At 48.2% G+C, this 18,246-nt stretch carries 18 protein-coding genes; 3 read left to right on the top strand and 15 right to left on the bottom strand.

What is annotated here, in order from left to right; translation table 11 throughout:
* Nucleotides 1–42: 42 nt before the first annotated feature.
* From yajC to ACUN27_RS06745, 8 genes are all read right to left on the bottom strand, one after another.
* Nucleotides 43–357: a preprotein translocase subunit YajC gene (yajC, locus tag ACUN27_RS06780; protein WP_157319197.1), complete on the bottom strand. Its 315-nt coding sequence runs from the start codon at nt 355–357 to the stop codon at nt 43–45.
* 15 nt (nt 358–372) lie between these two features.
* Complete coding sequence (tgt, locus tag ACUN27_RS06775; RefSeq protein ID WP_127455329.1) at nt 373–1,512, bottom strand: tRNA guanosine(34) transglycosylase Tgt; 1,140 nt, start codon at nt 1,510–1,512, stop codon at nt 373–375.
* A gap of 44 nt (nt 1,513–1,556) precedes the next feature.
* Nucleotides 1,557–2,642, bottom strand: a complete 1,086-nt coding sequence (gene queA / locus ACUN27_RS06770; protein ID WP_315953596.1) for a tRNA preQ1(34) S-adenosylmethionine ribosyltransferase-isomerase QueA — start codon at nt 2,640–2,642, stop codon at nt 1,557–1,559.
* Nucleotides 2,643–2,652: 10 nt separating this feature from the next.
* Complete coding sequence (locus ACUN27_RS06765) at nt 2,653–4,845, bottom strand: SpoIID/LytB domain-containing protein (RefSeq protein ID WP_445558591.1); 2,193 nt, start codon at nt 4,843–4,845, stop codon at nt 2,653–2,655.
* A gap of 560 nt (nt 4,846–5,405) precedes the next feature.
* Nucleotides 5,406–6,416 carry a Holliday junction branch migration DNA helicase RuvB gene (ruvB, locus tag ACUN27_RS06760; protein ID WP_127455327.1) on the bottom strand — a complete coding sequence of 337 codons (1,011 nt, stop codon included), beginning with the start codon at nt 6,414–6,416 and terminating at the stop codon, nt 5,406–5,408.
* Nucleotides 6,417–6,471: 55 nt separating this feature from the next.
* Nucleotides 6,472–7,101: a Holliday junction branch migration protein RuvA gene (gene ruvA / locus ACUN27_RS06755; RefSeq protein WP_127455326.1), complete on the bottom strand. Its 630-nt coding sequence runs from the start codon at nt 7,099–7,101 to the stop codon at nt 6,472–6,474.
* The gene (ruvC, locus tag ACUN27_RS06750) at nt 7,098–7,601 is read right to left on the bottom strand and encodes a crossover junction endodeoxyribonuclease RuvC (protein ID WP_127455325.1); all 504 of its coding nucleotides are present in this window, start codon (nt 7,599–7,601) and stop codon (nt 7,098–7,100) included. Before ruvC ends, ruvA begins: the two co-directional genes overlap by 4 nt.
* 118 nt (nt 7,602–7,719) lie before the next feature.
* Nucleotides 7,720–8,385 carry a BofC C-terminal domain-containing protein gene (locus ACUN27_RS06745; RefSeq protein WP_315953598.1) on the bottom strand — a complete coding sequence of 222 codons (666 nt, stop codon included), beginning with the start codon at nt 8,383–8,385 and terminating at the stop codon, nt 7,720–7,722.
* Between the two features lie 117 nt (nt 8,386–8,502).
* Between ACUN27_RS06745 and ACUN27_RS06740 the strand changes: the two genes are divergently transcribed.
* Together ACUN27_RS06740 and sigW are read left to right on the top strand one after the other, a co-directional pair.
* The gene (locus ACUN27_RS06740; RefSeq protein WP_445558590.1) at nt 8,503–8,718 is read left to right on the top strand and encodes a hypothetical protein; all 216 of its coding nucleotides are present in this window, start codon (nt 8,503–8,505) and stop codon (nt 8,716–8,718) included.
* 182 nt (nt 8,719–8,900) lie between these two features.
* Entirely contained in the window at nt 8,901–9,512 is a 612-nt protein-coding gene (gene sigW, locus ACUN27_RS06735; protein ID WP_127455323.1) for an RNA polymerase sigma factor SigW, read from the top strand.
* A gap of 72 nt (nt 9,513–9,584) precedes the next feature.
* On the opposite strand, the gene ACUN27_RS06730 is transcribed toward sigW, so the two are convergent.
* The 5 genes from ACUN27_RS06730 to ACUN27_RS06710 all read right to left on the bottom strand — a co-directional run bounded on the left by ACUN27_RS06730 (nt 9,585) and on the right by ACUN27_RS06710 (nt 14,925).
* The gene (locus tag ACUN27_RS06730; protein WP_445558589.1) at nt 9,585–11,066 is read right to left on the bottom strand and encodes a LysM peptidoglycan-binding domain-containing protein; all 1,482 of its coding nucleotides are present in this window, start codon (nt 11,064–11,066) and stop codon (nt 9,585–9,587) included.
* A 189-nt stretch (nt 11,067–11,255) separates the two neighbouring features.
* Nucleotides 11,256–12,119 (bottom strand): prephenate dehydratase, encoded by an 864-nt coding sequence (gene pheA / locus ACUN27_RS06725; protein WP_326062987.1) that lies wholly within the window; start codon nt 12,117–12,119, stop codon nt 11,256–11,258.
* The gene (gene thrB, locus ACUN27_RS06720; protein ID WP_445558588.1) at nt 12,116–13,093 is read right to left on the bottom strand and encodes a homoserine kinase; all 978 of its coding nucleotides are present in this window, start codon (nt 13,091–13,093) and stop codon (nt 12,116–12,118) included. The genes pheA and thrB overlap by 4 nt, the downstream gene beginning before the upstream one ends.
* Nucleotides 13,094–13,120: 27 nt before the next feature.
* Entirely contained in the window at nt 13,121–14,407 is a 1,287-nt protein-coding gene (locus ACUN27_RS06715; RefSeq protein ID WP_127455320.1) for a homoserine dehydrogenase, read from the bottom strand.
* A gap of 35 nt (nt 14,408–14,442) precedes the next feature.
* Nucleotides 14,443–14,925, bottom strand: coding sequence for an ACT domain-containing protein (locus tag ACUN27_RS06710; RefSeq protein WP_246069137.1), 483 nt, complete (start codon nt 14,923–14,925; stop codon nt 14,443–14,445).
* Nucleotides 14,926–15,091: 166 nt separating this feature from the next.
* On the opposite strand from ACUN27_RS06710, the gene ACUN27_RS06705 reads away from it, so the two are divergent.
* Nucleotides 15,092–15,601, top strand: a complete 510-nt coding sequence (locus tag ACUN27_RS06705) for an NUDIX hydrolase (RefSeq protein WP_315953603.1) — start codon at nt 15,092–15,094, stop codon at nt 15,599–15,601.
* A gap of 43 nt (nt 15,602–15,644) precedes the next feature.
* On the opposite strand, the gene ACUN27_RS06700 is transcribed toward ACUN27_RS06705, so the two are convergent.
* Together ACUN27_RS06700 and ACUN27_RS06695 are read right to left on the bottom strand one after the other, a co-directional pair.
* A complete protein-coding gene (locus ACUN27_RS06700) occupies nt 15,645–16,907 on the bottom strand; it encodes a C40 family peptidase (RefSeq protein ID WP_445558587.1) in 1,263 nt (420 codons plus the stop codon).
* 183 nt (nt 16,908–17,090) lie between these two features.
* Nucleotides 17,091–18,164 carry an anthranilate phosphoribosyltransferase gene (locus ACUN27_RS06695; protein WP_326062989.1) on the bottom strand — a complete coding sequence of 358 codons (1,074 nt, stop codon included), beginning with the start codon at nt 18,162–18,164 and terminating at the stop codon, nt 17,091–17,093.
* Between the last annotated feature and the right edge of the window lie 82 nt (nt 18,165–18,246).

The following is an 18,246-nucleotide window of genomic DNA, read 5'->3' as shown; positions in this document are numbered from 1 at the left end:
AACAAAAAGCGAGAGCCTGATGAAGGTTCTCGCTTTTTTATTTTATTCCTTTGCTGTTGTTTGTGAAACAGCATTGATGGCAGAACGATCAAAAGTCATTTTCGTTGCATCGTTGACACGAAGCACACAAATGTCGTCGGTGATCTCCATAATCGTGCCGTGAAGACCGCCAATCGTAACGACCTTATCTCCTTTTTTCAAAGAGCCGAGCATTTGATTGCGTGTTTTCTGTCTTTTTTGCTGTGGACGAATAAGTAAGAAATAGAGAACTACGAACATGAGCACTAACGGCCCGTATGTATACAAATATCCTACCGCGCCAGTATTCGCAGTTGTAGTTTCAGCCAATAGAAACATAGGTATCCTCCTTTCTTAAAATCCTCTTTCATTATCATTCAGCCCATAGGACGCAAAGAATTCATCACGGAAATCGAGCAAGCGATCTTCCATAATGGCCCCTCTGACATCGCGCATAAGCTGTAGCAGAAAGTGAAGGTTATGAATCGTTGTCAATCTGATTCCAAAGGTTTCATCCGCTTTAATTAAATGACGAATATATGCTCTGCTGTAATTTGTGCAGGTATAACATGAACATTTGGGATCCAGTGGGCCAAAATCCGTCGCATGCTTCGCATTTCGAATCACAAGACGGCCTTCGCTTGTCATGCAAGTCCCATTTCGGGCAATCCTTGTAGGCAATACGCAGTCGAACATGTCGATCCCGCGGATAGCGCCTTCAATTAAAGCATCGGGTGAACCCACCCCCATAAGATAACGTGGTTTGTTAGCCGGCATCAACGGTGCTGTATAATCAAGCACTTCATACATCAAATGCTTAGGCTCTCCAACGCTCAGTCCACCAATAGCATACCCCGGGAAATCCATGGAAGTCAACTGCTCGGCGCTCATTCTGCGCAGGTCCTCATGCATCCCGCCCTGGATAATGGCGAATAAACCTTGGTCTTCCGGTCGGCTGTGACTTTTCAGGCAGCGCTCGGCCCAGCGTGTCGTACGTTCCAATGATTTCTTCACATAATCGTACTCTGCCGGGAACGGAGGGCATTCATCGAAGGCCATCATAATATCGGAACCAAGCGCGTTTTGTATTTCCATGGCTACTTCCGGCGAGAGAAAAAGCTTGTCACCGTTCAAATGGGACTTAAACGTAACGCCCTCTTCGGTAATTTTGCGCATGTTGCTCAGGCTAAACACTTGGAACCCACCGCTATCCGTTAAAATAGGGCGATCCCAGTTCATGAATTTGTGCAATCCGCCCGCGGATTTTACGATCTCATGACCAGGACGAATGAATAGATGATACGTATTGCTCAAAATAATTTGAGCATCCATCGTTTTCAACTCTTCCGGACTCATCGTTTTTACCGTAGCCTGCGTGCCTACCGGCATGAAAGCCGGCGTTTCAATGACGCCATGCGGGGTGTGAACCCGGCCCAAGCGGGCACCGGATTGTTTACAAGTTTTGATCGGTTCGTACGTTACTGCTGCTGCCATGACATCCACTTCCTATTCTAAACTTCCTCTAGTCTTTGTTTCTATTAGTAAATAAGCATTGCGTCCCCGAAGCTAAAAAAGCGATACTGCTCTCGTACAGCCTCTTCGTAAGCTTGCATGATATGCGTCCTTCCAGCCAGAGCGCTAATCAGCATGAGCAGGGTTGATTTAGGCAAATGGAAATTCGTTAACAGAGCATCCACGACCCCAAAGCTATATCCCGGATAAATAAAGATACTCGTCCATCCCTGCGAAGGCTGGATAACTAATGGCTTCCCAGCTTCAAAGCCTCCTTGCTCACGGCTAAGACCTGCAGCTGTTTCCAGCGTACGGGCAGATGTTGTTCCTACAGCAACAACACGTTTCCCGTTCGCTTTGGTTTCATTGATCGCCGCTGCGGTTTCAGCGGAAAGCACGTAATACTCCGCGTGCATTTGATGCTCCTCAATGGTGTCTACGGACACAGGACGAAATGTGCCTAAACCCACATGCAGAGTGACGAATGCAAGACGAACCCCCTTCGCTTGCAGCTTCTCCAAGTAAGCCTCTGTGAAATGAAGTCCTGCTGTCGGCGCCGCGGCCGAGCCCTCGTGCTTCGCATACACGGTTTGATAGCGTTCCCTCTCCGGCAGCTGTTCTTTAATATAAGGAGGCAGGGGCATCTCCCCTAAGCGATCCAAAATTTCATTAAAAATGCCCTTGTAGCTGAATTGAAGCACACGTGCTCCCATATCTCCAACTTCAACGACTTCCGCCGTTAGCAGAGGCTCTTCCTCCTGAGTCCCCTCCTGGTTCATGCCAAAAACGGCCACAGCCCCCAGCTGCATGCGCTTCCCGGGTTTCACCAGGGCCTCCCAACGGTCCTCACCGAGCTGTTTCAGTAGCAGAAGCTCAACCTTGGCACCCGTGTCTTTCTTCATGCCAAAGAGCCGTGCTGGAATAACTCGTGTGTCATTCATCACGAGCAAGTCCCCGGCTTCCAGATAATCAATGAGTTGTTCAAAAGTCTGATGACCAATTGCTCCGGTCTGTTTATTCAGCGTAAGCAGTCTAGACGCCGTGCGATTAAGCAGCGGCGTCTGGGCAATCAATGATTCAGGTAATTCAAAGTCAAATGCTTGTACATCCATGAGTGTGTATTCATTCCTTAGTTATGTTGACTCCAGCATAATATGTCTGAAGTATTTTTTTATAATCATAGCCTTGTTCAGCAAAACCTCTTGCTCCCCATTGGGACATTCCTAAGCCATGGCCATATCCTGTGCCGCGGAATACGAATTGTTTGCCTTGTGTTGGTGTTACCGAAGGTGTGTTTGGGGTTCCTACTGAATCCGTTGGTTTAGCCAACCCATTGGTGCCTAAAGCAGTCAAATCCGATTTCTTGAGCGAGGTCGGCTGGGATTGATTACCGGAAAGCACGCAGACGGAGTCAGCGCTGGTAGTGCCTGTCTCGGCACTTCCGCCCCCCACGATCGCCAGATCCGCTCCTTGCGGGGTACTACCAGTATAACTTCCTGCTCCTTCAATTTCAAACAGAGTGCTGGGCAAGCCTCCAAGCACAGTGCGCAGGGCGTCAGGATATGGCACTTTCACTACAACGCCATTTGCTTTGAGCTCTGTAACCCTTCCTGATGGGCCGCGTGCAGATATCTCTAGAGATGTTAGTTCACCGTTGATCTGTACCCCTGCCGCTGTTAATTTGCTTTTCATCTCACTCGGCGTATAGGGACCTCTCATCCACGAGTAGGCATTAGACTCTTTTTCCTGACCTATGACGAGTACTCTTTCCTTAGCTGCAAGCTGATCAATGGAGGGATTCGCTGCATTGTCCACGTACGGCGCCAAACGAACATTTACATTTTGATCGGTAGACTCATAGTAAGGAGTTCCGTTCTTGTCTTTCTGACCCGTATCTTTCAAATACTCAGCCGAGACATAACCCAGACGGCCATCCGTCAACTGAATGCGGTACCATGTCGCTTTGCCTTTTTCCGCTCCTTGATCAGGACTAGCCACGCTGCGCAAATAACTTACAGAATTTCCCCAAACCTCGGATGGATCTGCGGTCTTCCCCCCGGAATTCGATGAGAACACCGGAGAAATCAATCCGCTTTTATCCGAAATGACTTCATCTTTCGTGGCATCGACCGCTTGATTGCCTGCCACAAACTCTTTTTGCATGCCGTAATAAGCTTGATCTAACGTCGTGTCCGTCACTTGAGCAATTTCATATTTATTTCCTTGTTTAATGGCAAACGTGCGGGCTGCGACCGCTTGAGCTTTCAATGCCTCTGCTGGCCATCCGGAGCCAAGTTCCGCACCTAACACGCCATATAAGTAGGACTCCATCGGCACTTCATTCACCAATGCTAATTTATTCTGATAAGTACTTATTTCCATGTCGCCACGATATTTGCGGTCTGCTTTTTCTTTCACAGTAATCGCTTCACTTTTGGAGTGAATCAATGTTCTTTGCTGGCCAGCTCCTGCTGCGAAATGCGGGACAGGTGTCGTTCCATTTGCCGATACGGTTACGTCTGATTTGCGAATGAGATAAGATGCCTTCGTATTGGCAGCTTGCAAAGGAATGGCAGGAACCGCACGCATAGCGGCCTGCTTCACCGTTTCTAACTGAGCAGGACTTGCTTCATTGCCGATCCATACACTATATGCCGGCTTACCTGTTGCATCCTCTTGCAAGGCTAAGTCCGCTTGAATGCCAGCTCCAGCATAAACAGCCGCTTGCTGCAAAGCAGCAGCCTCTGACGCAAACGTACCCGCGCTTAAATGGAGCGGCCCTGTCACTGCAGGAGGGGCTTGCTTCGTGAACGCAGCCACTGTCACATCTTTTAGCGCTTGGGCTGAAGCGCTTTCTGCTGCTTCCATCGTAGGGAAGCTGCCGTAAAATACCTGAAACACCGTTTTCCCTTGTTTCATCCGGCTTAACACGTAACCATCCGCAGACATCGTGGCGAGCTTCGTACTTAATCCCTTAGCAGCAGCGAAGTCCGTCGTTTCCAGCATCATGACACTATACTGATCCAATGACATGCGGATGGTGCTGTCTTGGAGAGTAAGCCAGAGCTGTTCGGCGGCACCTGCTGTACTGCGTACACTGATATCCATTCCGCCAGTCGAGCTGAGTGTCGTAACCGGTTCTATTAATTTATATTTGGCAGAATCTATGAATAAGGCAACACGCACTTCATCCAAATGCGATATTCCCGCTGCATGCGCAGGGATCGTCAACACTGGAACTGTTCCAAACGTTAAAGCAGCCGTCGTAATCAAAGCTAGTGTTCTGGGGGCTAACAGCTTTTTTGTTAGTTTCATTCGACAATATTTCCTTTCTTTTGCAGCATTCTACTAAGTTAGACTCTAGCAAAGCGCAGAAGTTTTGCTTTTTAGTAGAATAAAATGGTAAACAACCGATTTGCTGCTCAGTCATAACGAAACAACAACTCTGACGTCGCCCGTGTAGCCTCAACTCTGTAACGGAATCAGAATCCGTTATTTGGGCAAATTCGGCTGGATTGAGGTGCTAACGGACCGAGGTGACGTTATTCATGGACTTTGTGGCTGTTTTGAGCATATTCATGCTCAATAGCGGCTCTTGAGTCCGTTAGATGCTAATTTTGCGACAAAAGTGGCAAATAGGGTCATCTCAGTCCGTTAGCCGATGGCTTGTGCTCGCAAGGGGTAATAGAGACAGAAAGTTGGACAAGCGAGCGGTGCAGGCATAGAAACTGAAAGTAGAACGAGTCACTTACTTCAGGTATGCAGGCTGGAAGTAACGAGTTTCTGCCCCAAGTGTAACTCACTGTGTCGAGGACACGGAGACGACGGCAACAAGGAACGAAAAAAGAGAGCCTCCCGGCTCCCTCTCGTGTTCCTCATGACCGCTGTTCCGGCACCGGCAAGCCCAAATGATGGTAGGCCTGCGGCGTAACGATTCGCCCTCTCGGCGTACGCTGCAAAAATCCAATTTGCAGCAAATACGGCTCGTAGACGTCTTCGATCGTCTGACTCTCTTCACCGATGGTGGCAGCGATCGTCTCCAGCCCTACAGGGCCGCCTTGGAAGCTCTGGATGATCGCCCTCAGCATCTTATGGTCGATCTCATCCAGACCCAGGTCATCGATCTGGATGCGCTTCAGCGCCTCTTTGGCGATGTCCAGCGTGATAATGCCATCGCCCTTCACCTGCGCGAAATCGCGAACCCGCTTCAGCAAGCGGTTCGCGATACGCGGTGTTCCACGCGAGCGCATGCCGATCTCGCGCGCGGCTTCACCGACGATGCCGACCTGCAGGATGTCGGCCGTACGGGAGACGATGTAGGTGAGTTCCTCCACCGTATAAAACTCCAGCCGGCTGACGACTCCGAAACGGTCGCGCAGCGGCGCAGACAACAAACCGACGCGCGTCGTCGCGCCGACCAGCGTAAACGCCGGCAAGTCCAGCCGCACCGAGCGTGCGCTCGGCCCCTTGCCGATGATAATATCAAGGGCAAAATCCTCCATCGCCGGATACAGCACCTCTTCCACCGTACGGTGGAGGCGGTGAATTTCGTCGATGAACAGCACGTCGCCCTCCTGCAGGTTCGTTAGGATGGCAGCCAAATCGCCCGGCCGCTCAATGGCGGGGCCGGAGGTTGTTCGAATGTTCACGCCAAGCTCGTTGGCGATGATATTGGACAGGGTCGTCTTCCCGAGCCCCGGCGGTCCATAAAGCAGCACGTGATCCAACGCTTCCTTGCGCATTTTGGCGGCTTCAATATAAATCTTGAGGTTCTCCTTAGCCTGCTTCTGGCCGATATATTCAGCCAAATAACGGGGACGCAGACTGTACTCTATGACGTTGTCCTCCATCATCAAGTTAGCTGATATAATCCGGTCATTATCCATGGTGATCCTCCTACGAGCTTTCCCTAGGAAAGCTTTCTTCATTGGCTAATACTTGCTACATCGTATACAAGGCTTGCAGCGCAAGCTTCATCAAAACATCTGTAGAATCCGAAGGATTTGCTTTGGGCTTCACTTGCAGCCACGCGCGGTCCACTTCCGCTTCCGTGTAACCAAGCGTCATCAGAGCCTCTTTCGCTTCCGTCCAAACTTGCCCGCCCTCCGTAATTTGGGCTGAGCCGACAACGCTTAAAGCAACAGCAGCTTCTGGACTCGAGAACGTCACTGAACCTAATTTGTCCTTAAGGTCCAAAATAATCCGCTGCGCCGTCTTTTTGCCGATGCCTGGCAGCTTCGTTAGGAATGCCAAATTTTCTTGGCTAATTGCCAAAATAACGGCTTCCGGTCGTCCGCCCGCAGCAAGGATACCTAAAGCTACTTTAGGTCCAATCCCCGTCACATCCAGCAGCAAACGGAATAAAGCCTGCTCATCTCGTGAGACAAATCCGAATAGCAAGTGAGCATCTTCCCTCACGTGATAATGAATGAACATCGTAACTTCTTCATTATCCTTATGCGAAAGTGCATAGGGATTAGGACAAAATACTCGATAACCTACGCCGTTCACATCCAGCACAGCATATTCGCTCTCGCGCAGCGCCACTTTTCCTCGTAAGAAATCTATCATCTTTTTCTGACCTCATTTATTCTAGATTGCAAAGCTGAAGAATGTGCATGGCAAATAGCGATTGCCAGAGCATCCGCTACATCATCAGGCTTAGGCACCTGCGATAGTTTGAGCAATATTTTGACCATTTCCTGGACTTGCTTCTTCTCCGCATTCCCGTAGCCGACAACGGATTGCTTGACTTGAAGAGGCGTATATTCCGCTATTGGCAGACCTGCCTGAACACCCGCTAAAATCATGACACCGCGTGCTTGGCCTACGGTAAATGCCGTCGTTACATTTCGGTTAAAAAAAAGCTTCTCTATGGACATAGCGTCCGGTTTATACTTTTCTATCAATTGCGTTGTAGCGTCGTAGACATCCTTCAGTCTCAGACCCGGATCGGTATGTGCTTCCGTCTGAATTGAACCATATTGCACAGGAACAAGCTTGCTGCCAATTTTATCAATAAAGCCAAAACCTACAATCGCGATCCCCGGATCAATCCCCAGAATACGCACAGCATTTCTCTCCCATCTAAAAAAAGCGAACATATGTAGTCATTTCTCATTATAGCAGATAACAAAAAAAAGAGATAGACTCGGGATTTCCCCTTATCTACCTCACCTTTTTGCTTCATTATGGTCTAGTCATTGCTTTTTCTGTTTCTTCCACGGCATAATCGCTGAATGTTGATAATACGCTATTATACTCCTCCATATCCGAGATGCGAATGCCCTCGCGCAGCTTTTCCACCGTATCCGGGGGCAGGCTGCTTTCCAAATGCTTGATGTTTAGTTGGAAAAATGTCCGAATGACGTTATCTTTGGCGGGAGTGCCGTTAAACAACGAGAGATTGCTGCTGCCGTCGATGCCGAATACCGCTTTCTCTTTGCATGCCGGAGATAAATCTTCAATGTTCTCGGTAAATGTGACCTCTCCGCTCGGACTGACATTGAGCAGCCAGTTCGGATGTTTCATTTGCATATCAAGCAGCTGCTCTGAGGTTTGCTGACCAAGTGTGCTCTTCTCTTCACCGCAAACGTAAGATTTAATCAAGTAGCTTTCCCTGGTATCTGTAATCCGCTTCAGCGTTGCTTCCGCTTCTTTCAGACGCTCATCGTCTTCCGGCGTTAATTGAGCCATCGTAGCTTGAGTCGGAGAATGGTCTGCACCTGAAAAACCATCTGTTGCGTATCCGATCCAACAAACCGTACCTATAAGGAAGATCATCCCTAATGTCAACCAACTGCGTTTCCAGCGCAGCCTTCTTTTCCAATGCTTCAAAAAACGTTGTACATTCACTGGTATCCCCTTCTATTCTCTTTTTTCGTATTGTTTCCATTTGCATGAGACGCTATACATCATTTACCATAGGGAGAGTAGCATCAAACCAATCAAGACGGACGGTGAAGCTCTATCATGAAAGGTAAAAGACGAATCAAGCGTACAACACTCCTGATTATTGGAGTTGTCCTATTATGGGGAGCCGTTGCTATTTGGAATGAAGTACTCAAAATTGAAAAAGGTGTGCCCACTCCTCGCTCAACTTCAGCCTCATATCCGACCACTGATATGAAAAGTAACCAAACATCCATAAATTCGGGAAATAATGGGAATGTCCTGAGTATAAAATAACTATAAAATTTGACTGTTGCCACAGAAATGATATAGTCAGAAGTAGATGAAATATTCTAATACTTATTCATGAAAAACGATATATATCTGAAAAGGCTGCCAGCCGCTTTTCTATAAGAAAACGCTAAGCCTGATCTTTCGAAGACAGTTTTCTTACGAAAACGCTAAGGAGGGGAAACACCATGAATGTGGCAGAACTTCAATTAATTCAATTATCCAGACGAGGCGATCGCAACGCTTTCGTTGAATTAGTCGAGTTATACCGGAATAAAATACAAAAGCTTGCATTCCGCATGCTTCATAACAGACCTGATTCGGAGGATATCGTTCAGGAGACATTTATTCGCGTTTACTTGAATTTGAATCACTACGATGAGAGCCAGAACTTCTCTACTTGGATTTATCGGATCGGCAAAAATGTCGCCATTGATTTATTGCGCAAAAAGCGGCCTGTTCAATCCCTAGATGCTGAGCTGAGCGATCATGACGATGATTACAGCTATTACAGTAAACTCGCAAGCCAGGATCAATCGCCGGAGCACGCTGTGCTGCAAACAGAAATCCAAGATCACATGCACACTTCCATTAATAAATTGGCCGACAAATACAAAAGCGTCATTACGCTTTATTATCTGGAGGAGCTTTCGCTTCAAGAAATTAGCACCAAGCTTAACTTGCCGATTACAACGGTAAAAACTCGTCTGCACCGCGGGCGGGAGCTGCTCCGCAAGAAATGGGGCATGAATTTCGTCGTTGGCCTTATGGTCTTCTTCACCATCGGAATGATTGCATAATGGTTCCGTCAGCTAAAATAATAAAAAGCCTCCCAATCCACGAACTGTGGACTTAGGAGGCTTCTTTGTTATTCAGAAATTAATCCAAGGAACATTTGGTCTGGATTCCTGCGACTCTAAGACGGCTCTTTGCTGACGTCTTACGAAGGCATTGAGCGCGTCTGTTCCAGTCAATTTCGCTTTTTTAGAGGAGCCGCCGCTGTTTTTGGATTTCGCCTGCTTGTTAGTGCGAATATCGATTTCTACGACTTCATCTTTGTCGCTCTCTTTCGTAAGTTCATGCGTATGAACTTGCGGCATCATAGGCGACTCGAAAGGCGCTTGATAGTGAGCTCCAGCATAAGGGATTCCATAAGGACCCGGTTGAAAAGCAAACGGATTATGCCCGGACTGCCCCATGTCAAAAGGAGTTCCTTGCGGATATAGGTCAGGCATGTACGGCATGTTAGACATAGACGACATAGTCTGCATGTCAGCCATGTTCGGCATAAATGGCATTGTGTTCATATCAGCCATGTTCGGCATAAATGGCATTGTGTTCATGTCAGCCACATTCGGCATTGATGGCATCATGTTCATATCAGCCATGTTCGGCATTGATGGCATTGTGTTCATATCAGCCATGTTCGGCATTGATGGCATGCCATGATGGTAACCATGATGCTGCCCTTCCCATGGATTTCCTAATGGGCCAGTAGCAAATCCTTCTGGTCCTGTCATCCATGGCTGCTCCATGATGGCAGGACCCCCACAGCCGCACCCCTCGTTGCTCACAGGGAACGTGGGCATCTGAGCGTGGTGAGGCGCTTGCTGCCATGGCTGCTGTTGATACGGCATAAATGCTGGATGCGCTGCTGCTTCTTGCTGGTTAGCCTCTGGATAAGCGAATACTTCCGTCGCAGTAATATGAAACTGCTTGAAAGGATGAGTAGCTGGCTGCTCGTATGGTTCTTGCAGCGCAATATCCTCTGGCTCTCCACTTGGCACCTCAGGCATCAAAGTCTGCTCTGGCGCAGGTGCAGGAACAGCAGGCATTGGTTGCATCGGCATTGGCATTGGCATTGGTTGCATGGCCTCTGGCATCGTTTCTTCCGGAACCGGGATATATGGCGGCGGACTCGCATCGCTCGGCGTCATCGGCTGTGCCTCAGGCATATGATCGAAAGGCATCGACGACGCTTTTGAAGGGGTATGATGCGTCGTGTCCGCAGCTCCATGTTGCATTTTGGGAACAAATACAACTTCCCCTGTCATAAGTACGTTAGGATTCTTCAGCTGCGGATTAGCCGCAATCATCGCCTGCAGAGGTACATCCCAGGCTTTTCCAAGCTTCCATAAGCTGTCTCCCTGCTGAACAATGTGCTTGTAAACGAACTCTGACGCAGGTGGATCAACCGGCTTCGGTTTGGATGGAATCTTCACCTTCATGCCGATGTCCAGCACATTGGGGTCTGCAATTTGCGGGTTGATCGCAATGATCTGATCCAATGTACTATGATATTTTTTTGCAAGCTCGTACAGGGTATCTCCCTTTTTGACAATATGGATTTTCAACACCTTACCTCCTTTTTTCGTTAGAAAAAACTGGCTTTGGAAGCTTACTCTCAAGCAATTTTTCATAAACCCTGCTAGCTAAGCCACCTACATATTCACAATGATATTACATCTTATGCACGTTTCTAGGCTTTTGCCCCTCTCGGACAAAAAAAATCCCCCGCGCTAGAGAGCCGGAGGATCTTTGAGTTAATTCTTATAGGGATAGCTAGGATAACAACCTAATATGCGGACCTGACATCCAATCGCTTCAATTTCTTGAATCGCCGACGGGAGCAGAACGGAGTCCAAAGAGCCCGCTATATCAATGTAAAAATAATAAGTGCCCAATTTTTTCTTCGTTGGCTTGGACTCAATTTTGGAAAGATTGATTCTCCGCCATGCGAAGGCTGAGAGCACCTGGTGAAGAGCGCCCGGATAATCTTCCGGCAGCGTGACGAGAATCGTCGTCTTCATGTCTTCCGAGGGTTTCAACTCGGAAGCTTCCTTGCCGACCAGCAAGAAACGCGTCATGTTGTCTTTGTGGTCCTGGATTTCTTTTTGAAGCATAGGCACGCCATAGTTCGTAGAAGCAATGGCCGTTCCTATGGCTGCAACCGAAGGATCCTGAAGAGAAGAAACAATTCGCACTCCTTCTGCCGTAGAACTGACTTGTTCAAATTCCGCTCCGCTTAAATATTGCTTCATAAAACGGCTGCACTGTGCAGGCACAACGTGATGAGACAGCACCTTGCGGATATATCCGAATGGATTCGACTCATCCGCTCTCCCCTCAGGACCAGGGTACCCGATGAGATTCATATCAATGGGAAACACCCATTCCGCCCGAATCGGAAGATCCACTTCGTGAACAAGCCAGTCCACATGCAGATGGACCGAGCCTTCCAGTGTATTTTCGATTGGAATAACGCCCAGATCCGTTTCACCGGACGACGTCGCGTTGAATACTTCGGAAATTAACTTATAAGAAACGTAGGTGAAGTCCTCGCCCAAAAAATGGCGGGTAGCCTCTTCCGAAAAAGTGCTGGGTCCAAGAATCGCGACTCGCTTCATGCATGAACCTCCTTGTCTACGAAGGACTGGAGATCCCCGTCGTTTTCCTGCAGCGCAGTCGTTGTTACCCCTTCACGGCTTGGCATTAGCCACAACGTCTGTGCCTCGATACCTTCTTTAGCCAGCGTCTCTTTCAGAAATCCTTCCAACTCCGCCTTGCGGCCGCTTCGCTGGTCCACTAGTGCAAGCATAGTTGGCCCCGCTCCGCTAAGCGCAACCCCAAGCGCGCCGTGATTCTCGGCTTGCTCTAGCAGCGTCTTCATGCCGGGAATGAGAGGCGCACGGTATGGCTGATGCAGCGCGTCCTTCATGGCATGACGGATCATCCCCAGGTTGCCTGTGATTAGCGCGGCAACAAGCAGCGATGAGTGGCTGAGGTTGAACACCGCATCCTTCATGGCTACCTGCTTCGGCATAACGCCTCTCGCCTTCTCTGTAGCCAGTTGGAAGGCTGGGATTGCCACCAGCACCTCCAAGTTCGGGTCCGGCTCGATCCGAATGGATTCCGCCTTCTCTCCGTCCCAGAACGCAACCACGATGCCGCCAAAAAGGCTTGCTCCTACATTGTCTGGGTGCTTCTCGAGGCGGCTTGCAATTTGGAACAGCTCATATTCTGTGAGCTTATTGCCAATCAATGCATTGGCTCCGGCCAGGGCGCCAACAATCGCTGACGCGCTGCTGCCCAGTCCGCGGGTTAGTGGGATATCGCTGTACATCGAGATGTACAGTTCCGGGTGGGAGACGTCGGCTTCTTGAAACACCATTTGCGCGACTTTATAAATGAGGTTCGTCTTGTCCGTCGGAATCCCGTGCATTTGATCACCGATCAAATCAATCGTGGTTTGCTCCGAGATGGCCATATCAATCCAGGCATATAAATTCAAGGCCATCCCCAGTGAGTCAAAGCCAGGACCTAAGTTTGCCGTACTTGCCGGCACTTTCACTCTTACCTTTTGCACTGCCTTATAACTCATTTCGAAATTGCGCCTCTTTTCAATAGATTAGCCTTCAACGCGGTAGACGCTTTTGATGGCGTGAATAACGTCCATGGATTCAAACTGTTTCAGTACATTTTTCATGCTGGCTTGGTTGGCGTCATGGGTAATGATGATAATTTCAGCTTTCGGGTTGTGCTTATTCGGATGCTGGAAGACGGATTCCAAGCTGACTTCATGCTCAGCAAAAATTTGTGTAATTTGTGCAAGAACACCCGCTTTATCCTCAACGTGCAAAAGAATGAAGTTTTTGCATGCAATTTGCTCATCTGTTTTCAGCTTCTTCTCCTTGTAAGGGGCAAGCACCCTGCGTCCACTCACTCCAAGCTTCAAGTTCTGGACAACGGCAACCAAATCCGCTACAACAGATGTTGCTGTAGGCAGCTCGCCTGCGCCGGCTCCGTAAAACATTGTCTCGCCAACCGCTTCGCCCGTCACGTACACGGCATTGAACACGCCGTTTACGGAAGCAAGCGGGTGGGAGCTCTTCACCATCGTAGGCTGAACGCTCACGGAGATATGCCCGTCATGATTTTCAGCAATACCAAGCAGCTTCACTTCGTACCCTAATTTCTTGCCGTATTGGATGTCTTCTTTTGTTACTTTAGAAATTCCTTTTGCTTCAACATCGCTAAGGCTAACATTGGCATGGAAGCCAAGTGTGGATAGAATCGTCATCTTGCGGGCAGCGTCAAGACCTTCAACGTCGGAAGTCGGATCAGCCTCTGCATAACCAAGCGCTTGGGCTTCTTTCAGCACATCAGCGTAAGCAGCGCCTTCTTGGCTCATTTTAGTTAAAATATAGTTCGTTGTTCCGTTAACAATCCCCATGATCTTCGTAATACGGTCAGAGGAGAAGCCCTCTACAAGTGCACGAATAATCGGAATACCGCCGGCAACACTTGCTTCATAGAAAACGTCGCATCCGTGCTCAGCTGCTTTTGCCAAAATTTCAGCGCCATGCATCGCCATGAGATCCTTATTCGCCGTCACAATGTGCTTTCCATTGCCAAGAGCCGTTAGAATATGATCTTTCGTAGCGGAAACGCCGCCCATCACTTCAACAACAACATCAATTTCGCTATCGCTGATGACGTCCCAAACATTCTCCGTCAGCTTGTCCGCGTCTACGGAAATGTTGCGAAGCTTTGATTTATCTTGCACCAAAATTTTGGCAATTTCGATCGCAGAGCCTGTCTGACGGTGTAAATCCTCTTGATGACCTTCAATAATACGTACGACACCTGTTCCAACTGTGCCTAGTCCCAGTAATCCAACCTTGATCGGTTTCATTTCGTTTGTCCTCCCGAATAGTAATATGTTTTATCTTAACTGCCCTGACCGATAATCATGGCACGCTTGACTCCTTCTTGCGATTGCAGCCGATCCAAAATTTGACGAATCTCTTCCCCCATCGTTGAGGTTTCAACCGAAATGACGACATTGGCCATCCCTTGCAGTGGAATCGTCTGATGAATCGTAAGCACATTCCCTTCCAAATTAGCGATAAGCGCAAGAACGCGGGACAAAATCCCTGACCGATGCTCCAAATCCATCGATATCGTTACGATACGCTCTCTTTCCAGCTTATTTAGCGAATGAATGCCATCCTTGTACTTATAAAAAGCGCTTCGGCTGAGCCCAACCTGTTCAACGGCATCATGAATCGTCTTCACTTCACCCCGAGCGAGCAGCTCTTTGGCCTGTACCGTCTTCAGTACACCTTCTGGCAAAATATCTTCCCGGACTAAGTAGTACCTCTCAGGACCGGTGTGCTTGATCGTTTGTAAAAACTCTTTGCTTTCCGGCACGACCTTACCGTCCTCTCTAGAAAGACTATTGTTTACCTATAGAGGACATTATATCGAATCGCGAGGTCTGAAGCAATAGGCAAATTACTCTGAAACTAGCTTCTTTGCAGGAGCTAGTTTACTTGTGCTAAGCTGAGTGTACTAGAAAAAGAAAGGGATCGCCACCATGATTACATTGCGTATGATGTCTACCGCTCTCCTATGGAATAGCCGGAATGAATTGCTAATGATGAAACGCTCTTTAACGCGCACACTGTCCCCTGGACTGTGGGCCGCTATCGGGGGCCATTTAGAGCCAGATGAACTGAACAACCCGCGTGCCGCGTGCTTACGTGAAATATGGGAGGAAACTGGCATAGAACACGATGAAATTCAAGGACTTCGCTTGCAGTATATTTTACTGCGTTTGAATGGACAAGAAGTTCGGCAGCAGTTTTTCTACGTCGGCTCCACCGATGTAAATCCCCGTATCACGACCCCTGAAGGTGAGCTGCACTGGGTTCCGAAAGATCTTGTTCTTGAACGTCCTCTTCCATTTATTTTCCGCAATTTGCTGGAGCATTATTTAGATGTTGGACCTACAACAACCCCCTGGATCGGCTCTGCTGGCGTAAACGAACAAAGTCATTTACCAACCATTCATTGGCATCCATTCGTTGATCCTATGGAAGTATAAAAAAAGCAGACTTCGAATAGAATCGAAGTCTGCTTTTTGACATTTAAAGGGCGCTCCCGCCATATAAGAAACGGTACTCCCAGTGACGATTTTCAAAGGAATCAATGCGAACGCCGCCGCTTTCTTTCGAATATGTCGATAAAATCTGCCCATTACCTAAGTATATGGCCACGTGTGAGATCGTTTGTTTCGATTTATCAATACCACTGTAATTCGACTTGCTTGTCCCTTTGTAATCCATGAAGAACATCAGATCGCCGGGTTTCAAATCATGCCAATCGGTTTTGGCGTTACCAAGCGATTTCACATAACTCCCTTGCCCTCTGGAATCGCCTGGCAGTTTTAAGCCAATGCCGTCCAAGAAAGCTTGACGAACGAAGTCAGAGCAGTCAAACGTATTGGTATTATCACGGCTAGAACCATATTCATAAGGTGTTCCTAAGTATTTTTTACCGGCAGCAATCACTTTTTGCGCTTTTTCAGTGACGGAGCCGCCGCTTGTACCACCGTTATTGTTTGAATCGCCCGGCGGTGTTACGCCTGAAGTTTTAATGTATTTGGAATCAGTGCTTACATAACCTTCCTGACCATCGGATGCTCTTACTTTGTACCAATAACTGTTCACTTTGGACAAGATGGTCACTTTCTCGCCTGCCTTCAAGTAACGAATACGTGCTGCATCCGTACTTGCACCTTGGCGGAAACTGACGGAGCTTACGATTTGTCCGGTTGTCGCTGACCCGCTGTTATTGTCGGAATCATCCGGCGTTGTCACGCTAGACGTTTTTATGTATTTGGAATCGGTGCTTACATAACCTTCCTTGCCGTCGGACGCTCTTACTTTGTACCAATAACTATTCACTTTGGACAAGATGGTCACTTTCTCGCCTGCCTTCAAGTAGCGAATACGTGCTGCATCCGTACTAGCACCTTGGCGGAAACTGACGGAGCTTACGATTTGTCCGGTTGTCGCTGACCCGCTGTTATTGTCGGAATCATCCGGCGTTGTCACGCTAGACGTTTTTATGTATTTGGAATCGGTGCTTACATAACCTTCCTTGCCGTCGGACGCTCTTACTTTGTACCAATAACTATTCACTTTGGACAAGATGGTCACTTTCTCGCCTGCCTTCAAGTAGCGAATACGTGCTGCATCCGTACTAGCACCTTGGCGGAAACTGACGGAGCTTACGATTTGTCCGGTTGTGGTTGTCGTAGCAGCCGAAGCTTCTTTGACCATAGGAACGGTAACTGCGCCGAAAATAAGTGCTGGAACCAGCGCTAGGGTGAGTATTTGTTTTTTCATGATGTATGCCTCCTTAGCGTTCTGCTTTTCACGTTGTGCACCGGCTTTCGTGATCTTGCTTGTGCCAGGTTGTCCGGCACCGAAAGCGTTGCCTCTTATATCATTTCGCAGGGGGAAGCTTGTTTCAGAGGGTAGAAATAAAAAAAAGACCATTTTTGCCGAATTAACCGCATAATGGTCTTTTTATCCAATTTTTGAAGAGGACTCATTGTGAGGAAAATCTTGCAGTGTGAAACGATGACTCTGATCCACCCATTTCTGCATCACCTTCTGAGCTTCTCTCCTTTGCAGCAAAGATTCCGCTAATTGAAAACCTTCCTCATAACTTCCCACCTTATCGAACCATGTCAACCTCAATCCTGCATTAAAAATAACGTGATCACGCTCCCGCTTCAGCTCTTCGGAATTCTCACCGCCAATAATACGGCGCAGCGACGAGAGCTGTTCAGCCTTGTCCATGGGCTGCAGGGGTCCGCTCAGAAAGCCGAATTTCTGCGGTTCCACCACGCGCGACTCGTCTCCCCAAGGGGTAACGATGCGGATCGTGCTGTTTTGGTAAATCGGCAAATCTTCAGAGCCCTCTATACCGTTCACCAGATAAATACTTTGTACGCCCGATCTCATAGAAATAGGAATGAGCGACTCCATCGTTTTCCGCTGATTGACGCCAATAATCATATTCATGGACTGTACAGGATTCATTACTTTCTCAATCATATCGATTACTGTACGCAGCCCGATCTGCTCACGAACCTGTTTCAACTTTCCAAGCGGTGGACAGAGTTGATCGGTATGCAGGAATCCAATGTGCAAGTGAAACAACATGGTTTCCCAAGCCTTGGCCGATAAATCCATGGCAACGCCGAAGCTTTCCAAAATTTCTTGCATGGCTGTTCCCTGTCTTGACGGGGGTGAATCGCCTCCATGCAGCACTTGGGAGAAACCTACTGAGGCAAGCAAGAGACTAACAGGTAGTGTAACGGGAAAAAATTGGCGGCCTTCCGTAGGGCCTGCACAATTAAGCGAATCCGCAAATGGATGATAAGGTTGGGCATAGCTGCGGAAAACATCAATAAATGCCCTCATCTCTTCATCAGCTTCACCTTTCATGCAAAGCGCCATCAAGAAAGCTGCACATTGCGCGTCTGTAGAATCTCCTCTGGCCATTTCATGCGCTGCTTCCAAAGCTTCTTCGTACGTGAGATCGCGCGTGCTTCCCTGCTGGCCCGAGCCGATCGCTTGAATCCATCTTTTCATCGTTCATCCTCCTTCCTATTAAAGCCTCCGGCCCTTCATTAATGTCATGTTTAATAACATAAATATTATTAATACAAGGAAA

The organism is Paenibacillus sp. WC2504 (genome assembly GCF_052682475.1).
The sequence above is the reverse complement of the archived record's forward strand: the minus strand, read 5'-3'. Positions and strand labels throughout refer to the sequence as shown.

Coding starts and splice junctions, on each gene's coding strand:
- yajC (WP_157319197.1), bottom strand. CDS start 357: ATGTTTCTATTGGCTGAAACTACAACTGCGAATACTGGCGCGGTAGGA.
- tgt (WP_127455329.1), bottom strand. CDS start 1,512: ATGGCAGCAGCAGTAACGTACGAACCGATCAAAACTTGTAAACAATCC.
- queA (WP_315953596.1), bottom strand. CDS start 2,642: ATGGATGTACAAGCATTTGACTTTGAATTACCTGAATCATTGATTGCC.
- ACUN27_RS06765 (WP_445558591.1), bottom strand. CDS start 4,845: ATGAAACTAACAAAAAAGCTGTTAGCCCCCAGAACACTAGCTTTGATT.
- ruvB (WP_127455327.1), bottom strand. CDS start 6,416: ATGGATAATGACCGGATTATATCAGCTAACTTGATGATGGAGGACAAC.
- ruvA (WP_127455326.1), bottom strand. CDS start 7,101: ATGATAGATTTCTTACGAGGAAAAGTGGCGCTGCGCGAGAGCGAATAT.
- ACUN27_RS06740 (WP_445558590.1), top strand. CDS start 8,503: ATGAAAGGTAAAAGACGAATCAAGCGTACAACACTCCTGATTATTGGA.
- sigW (WP_127455323.1), top strand. CDS start 8,901: ATGAATGTGGCAGAACTTCAATTAATTCAATTATCCAGACGAGGCGAT.
- pheA (WP_326062987.1), bottom strand. CDS start 12,119: ATGAAGCGAGTCGCGATTCTTGGACCCAGCACTTTTTCGGAAGAGGCT.
- thrB (WP_445558588.1), bottom strand. CDS start 13,093: ATGAGTTATAAGGCAGTGCAAAAGGTAAGAGTGAAAGTGCCGGCAAGT.
- ACUN27_RS06715 (WP_127455320.1), bottom strand. CDS start 14,407: ATGAAACCGATCAAGGTTGGATTACTGGGACTAGGCACAGTTGGAACA.
- ACUN27_RS06705 (WP_315953603.1), top strand. CDS start 15,092: ATGATTACATTGCGTATGATGTCTACCGCTCTCCTATGGAATAGCCGG.
- ACUN27_RS06700 (WP_445558587.1), bottom strand. CDS start 16,907: ATGAAAAAACAAATACTCACCCTAGCGCTGGTTCCAGCACTTATTTTC.
- ACUN27_RS06695 (WP_326062989.1), bottom strand. CDS start 18,164: ATGAAAAGATGGATTCAAGCGATCGGCTCGGGCCAGCAGGGAAGCACG.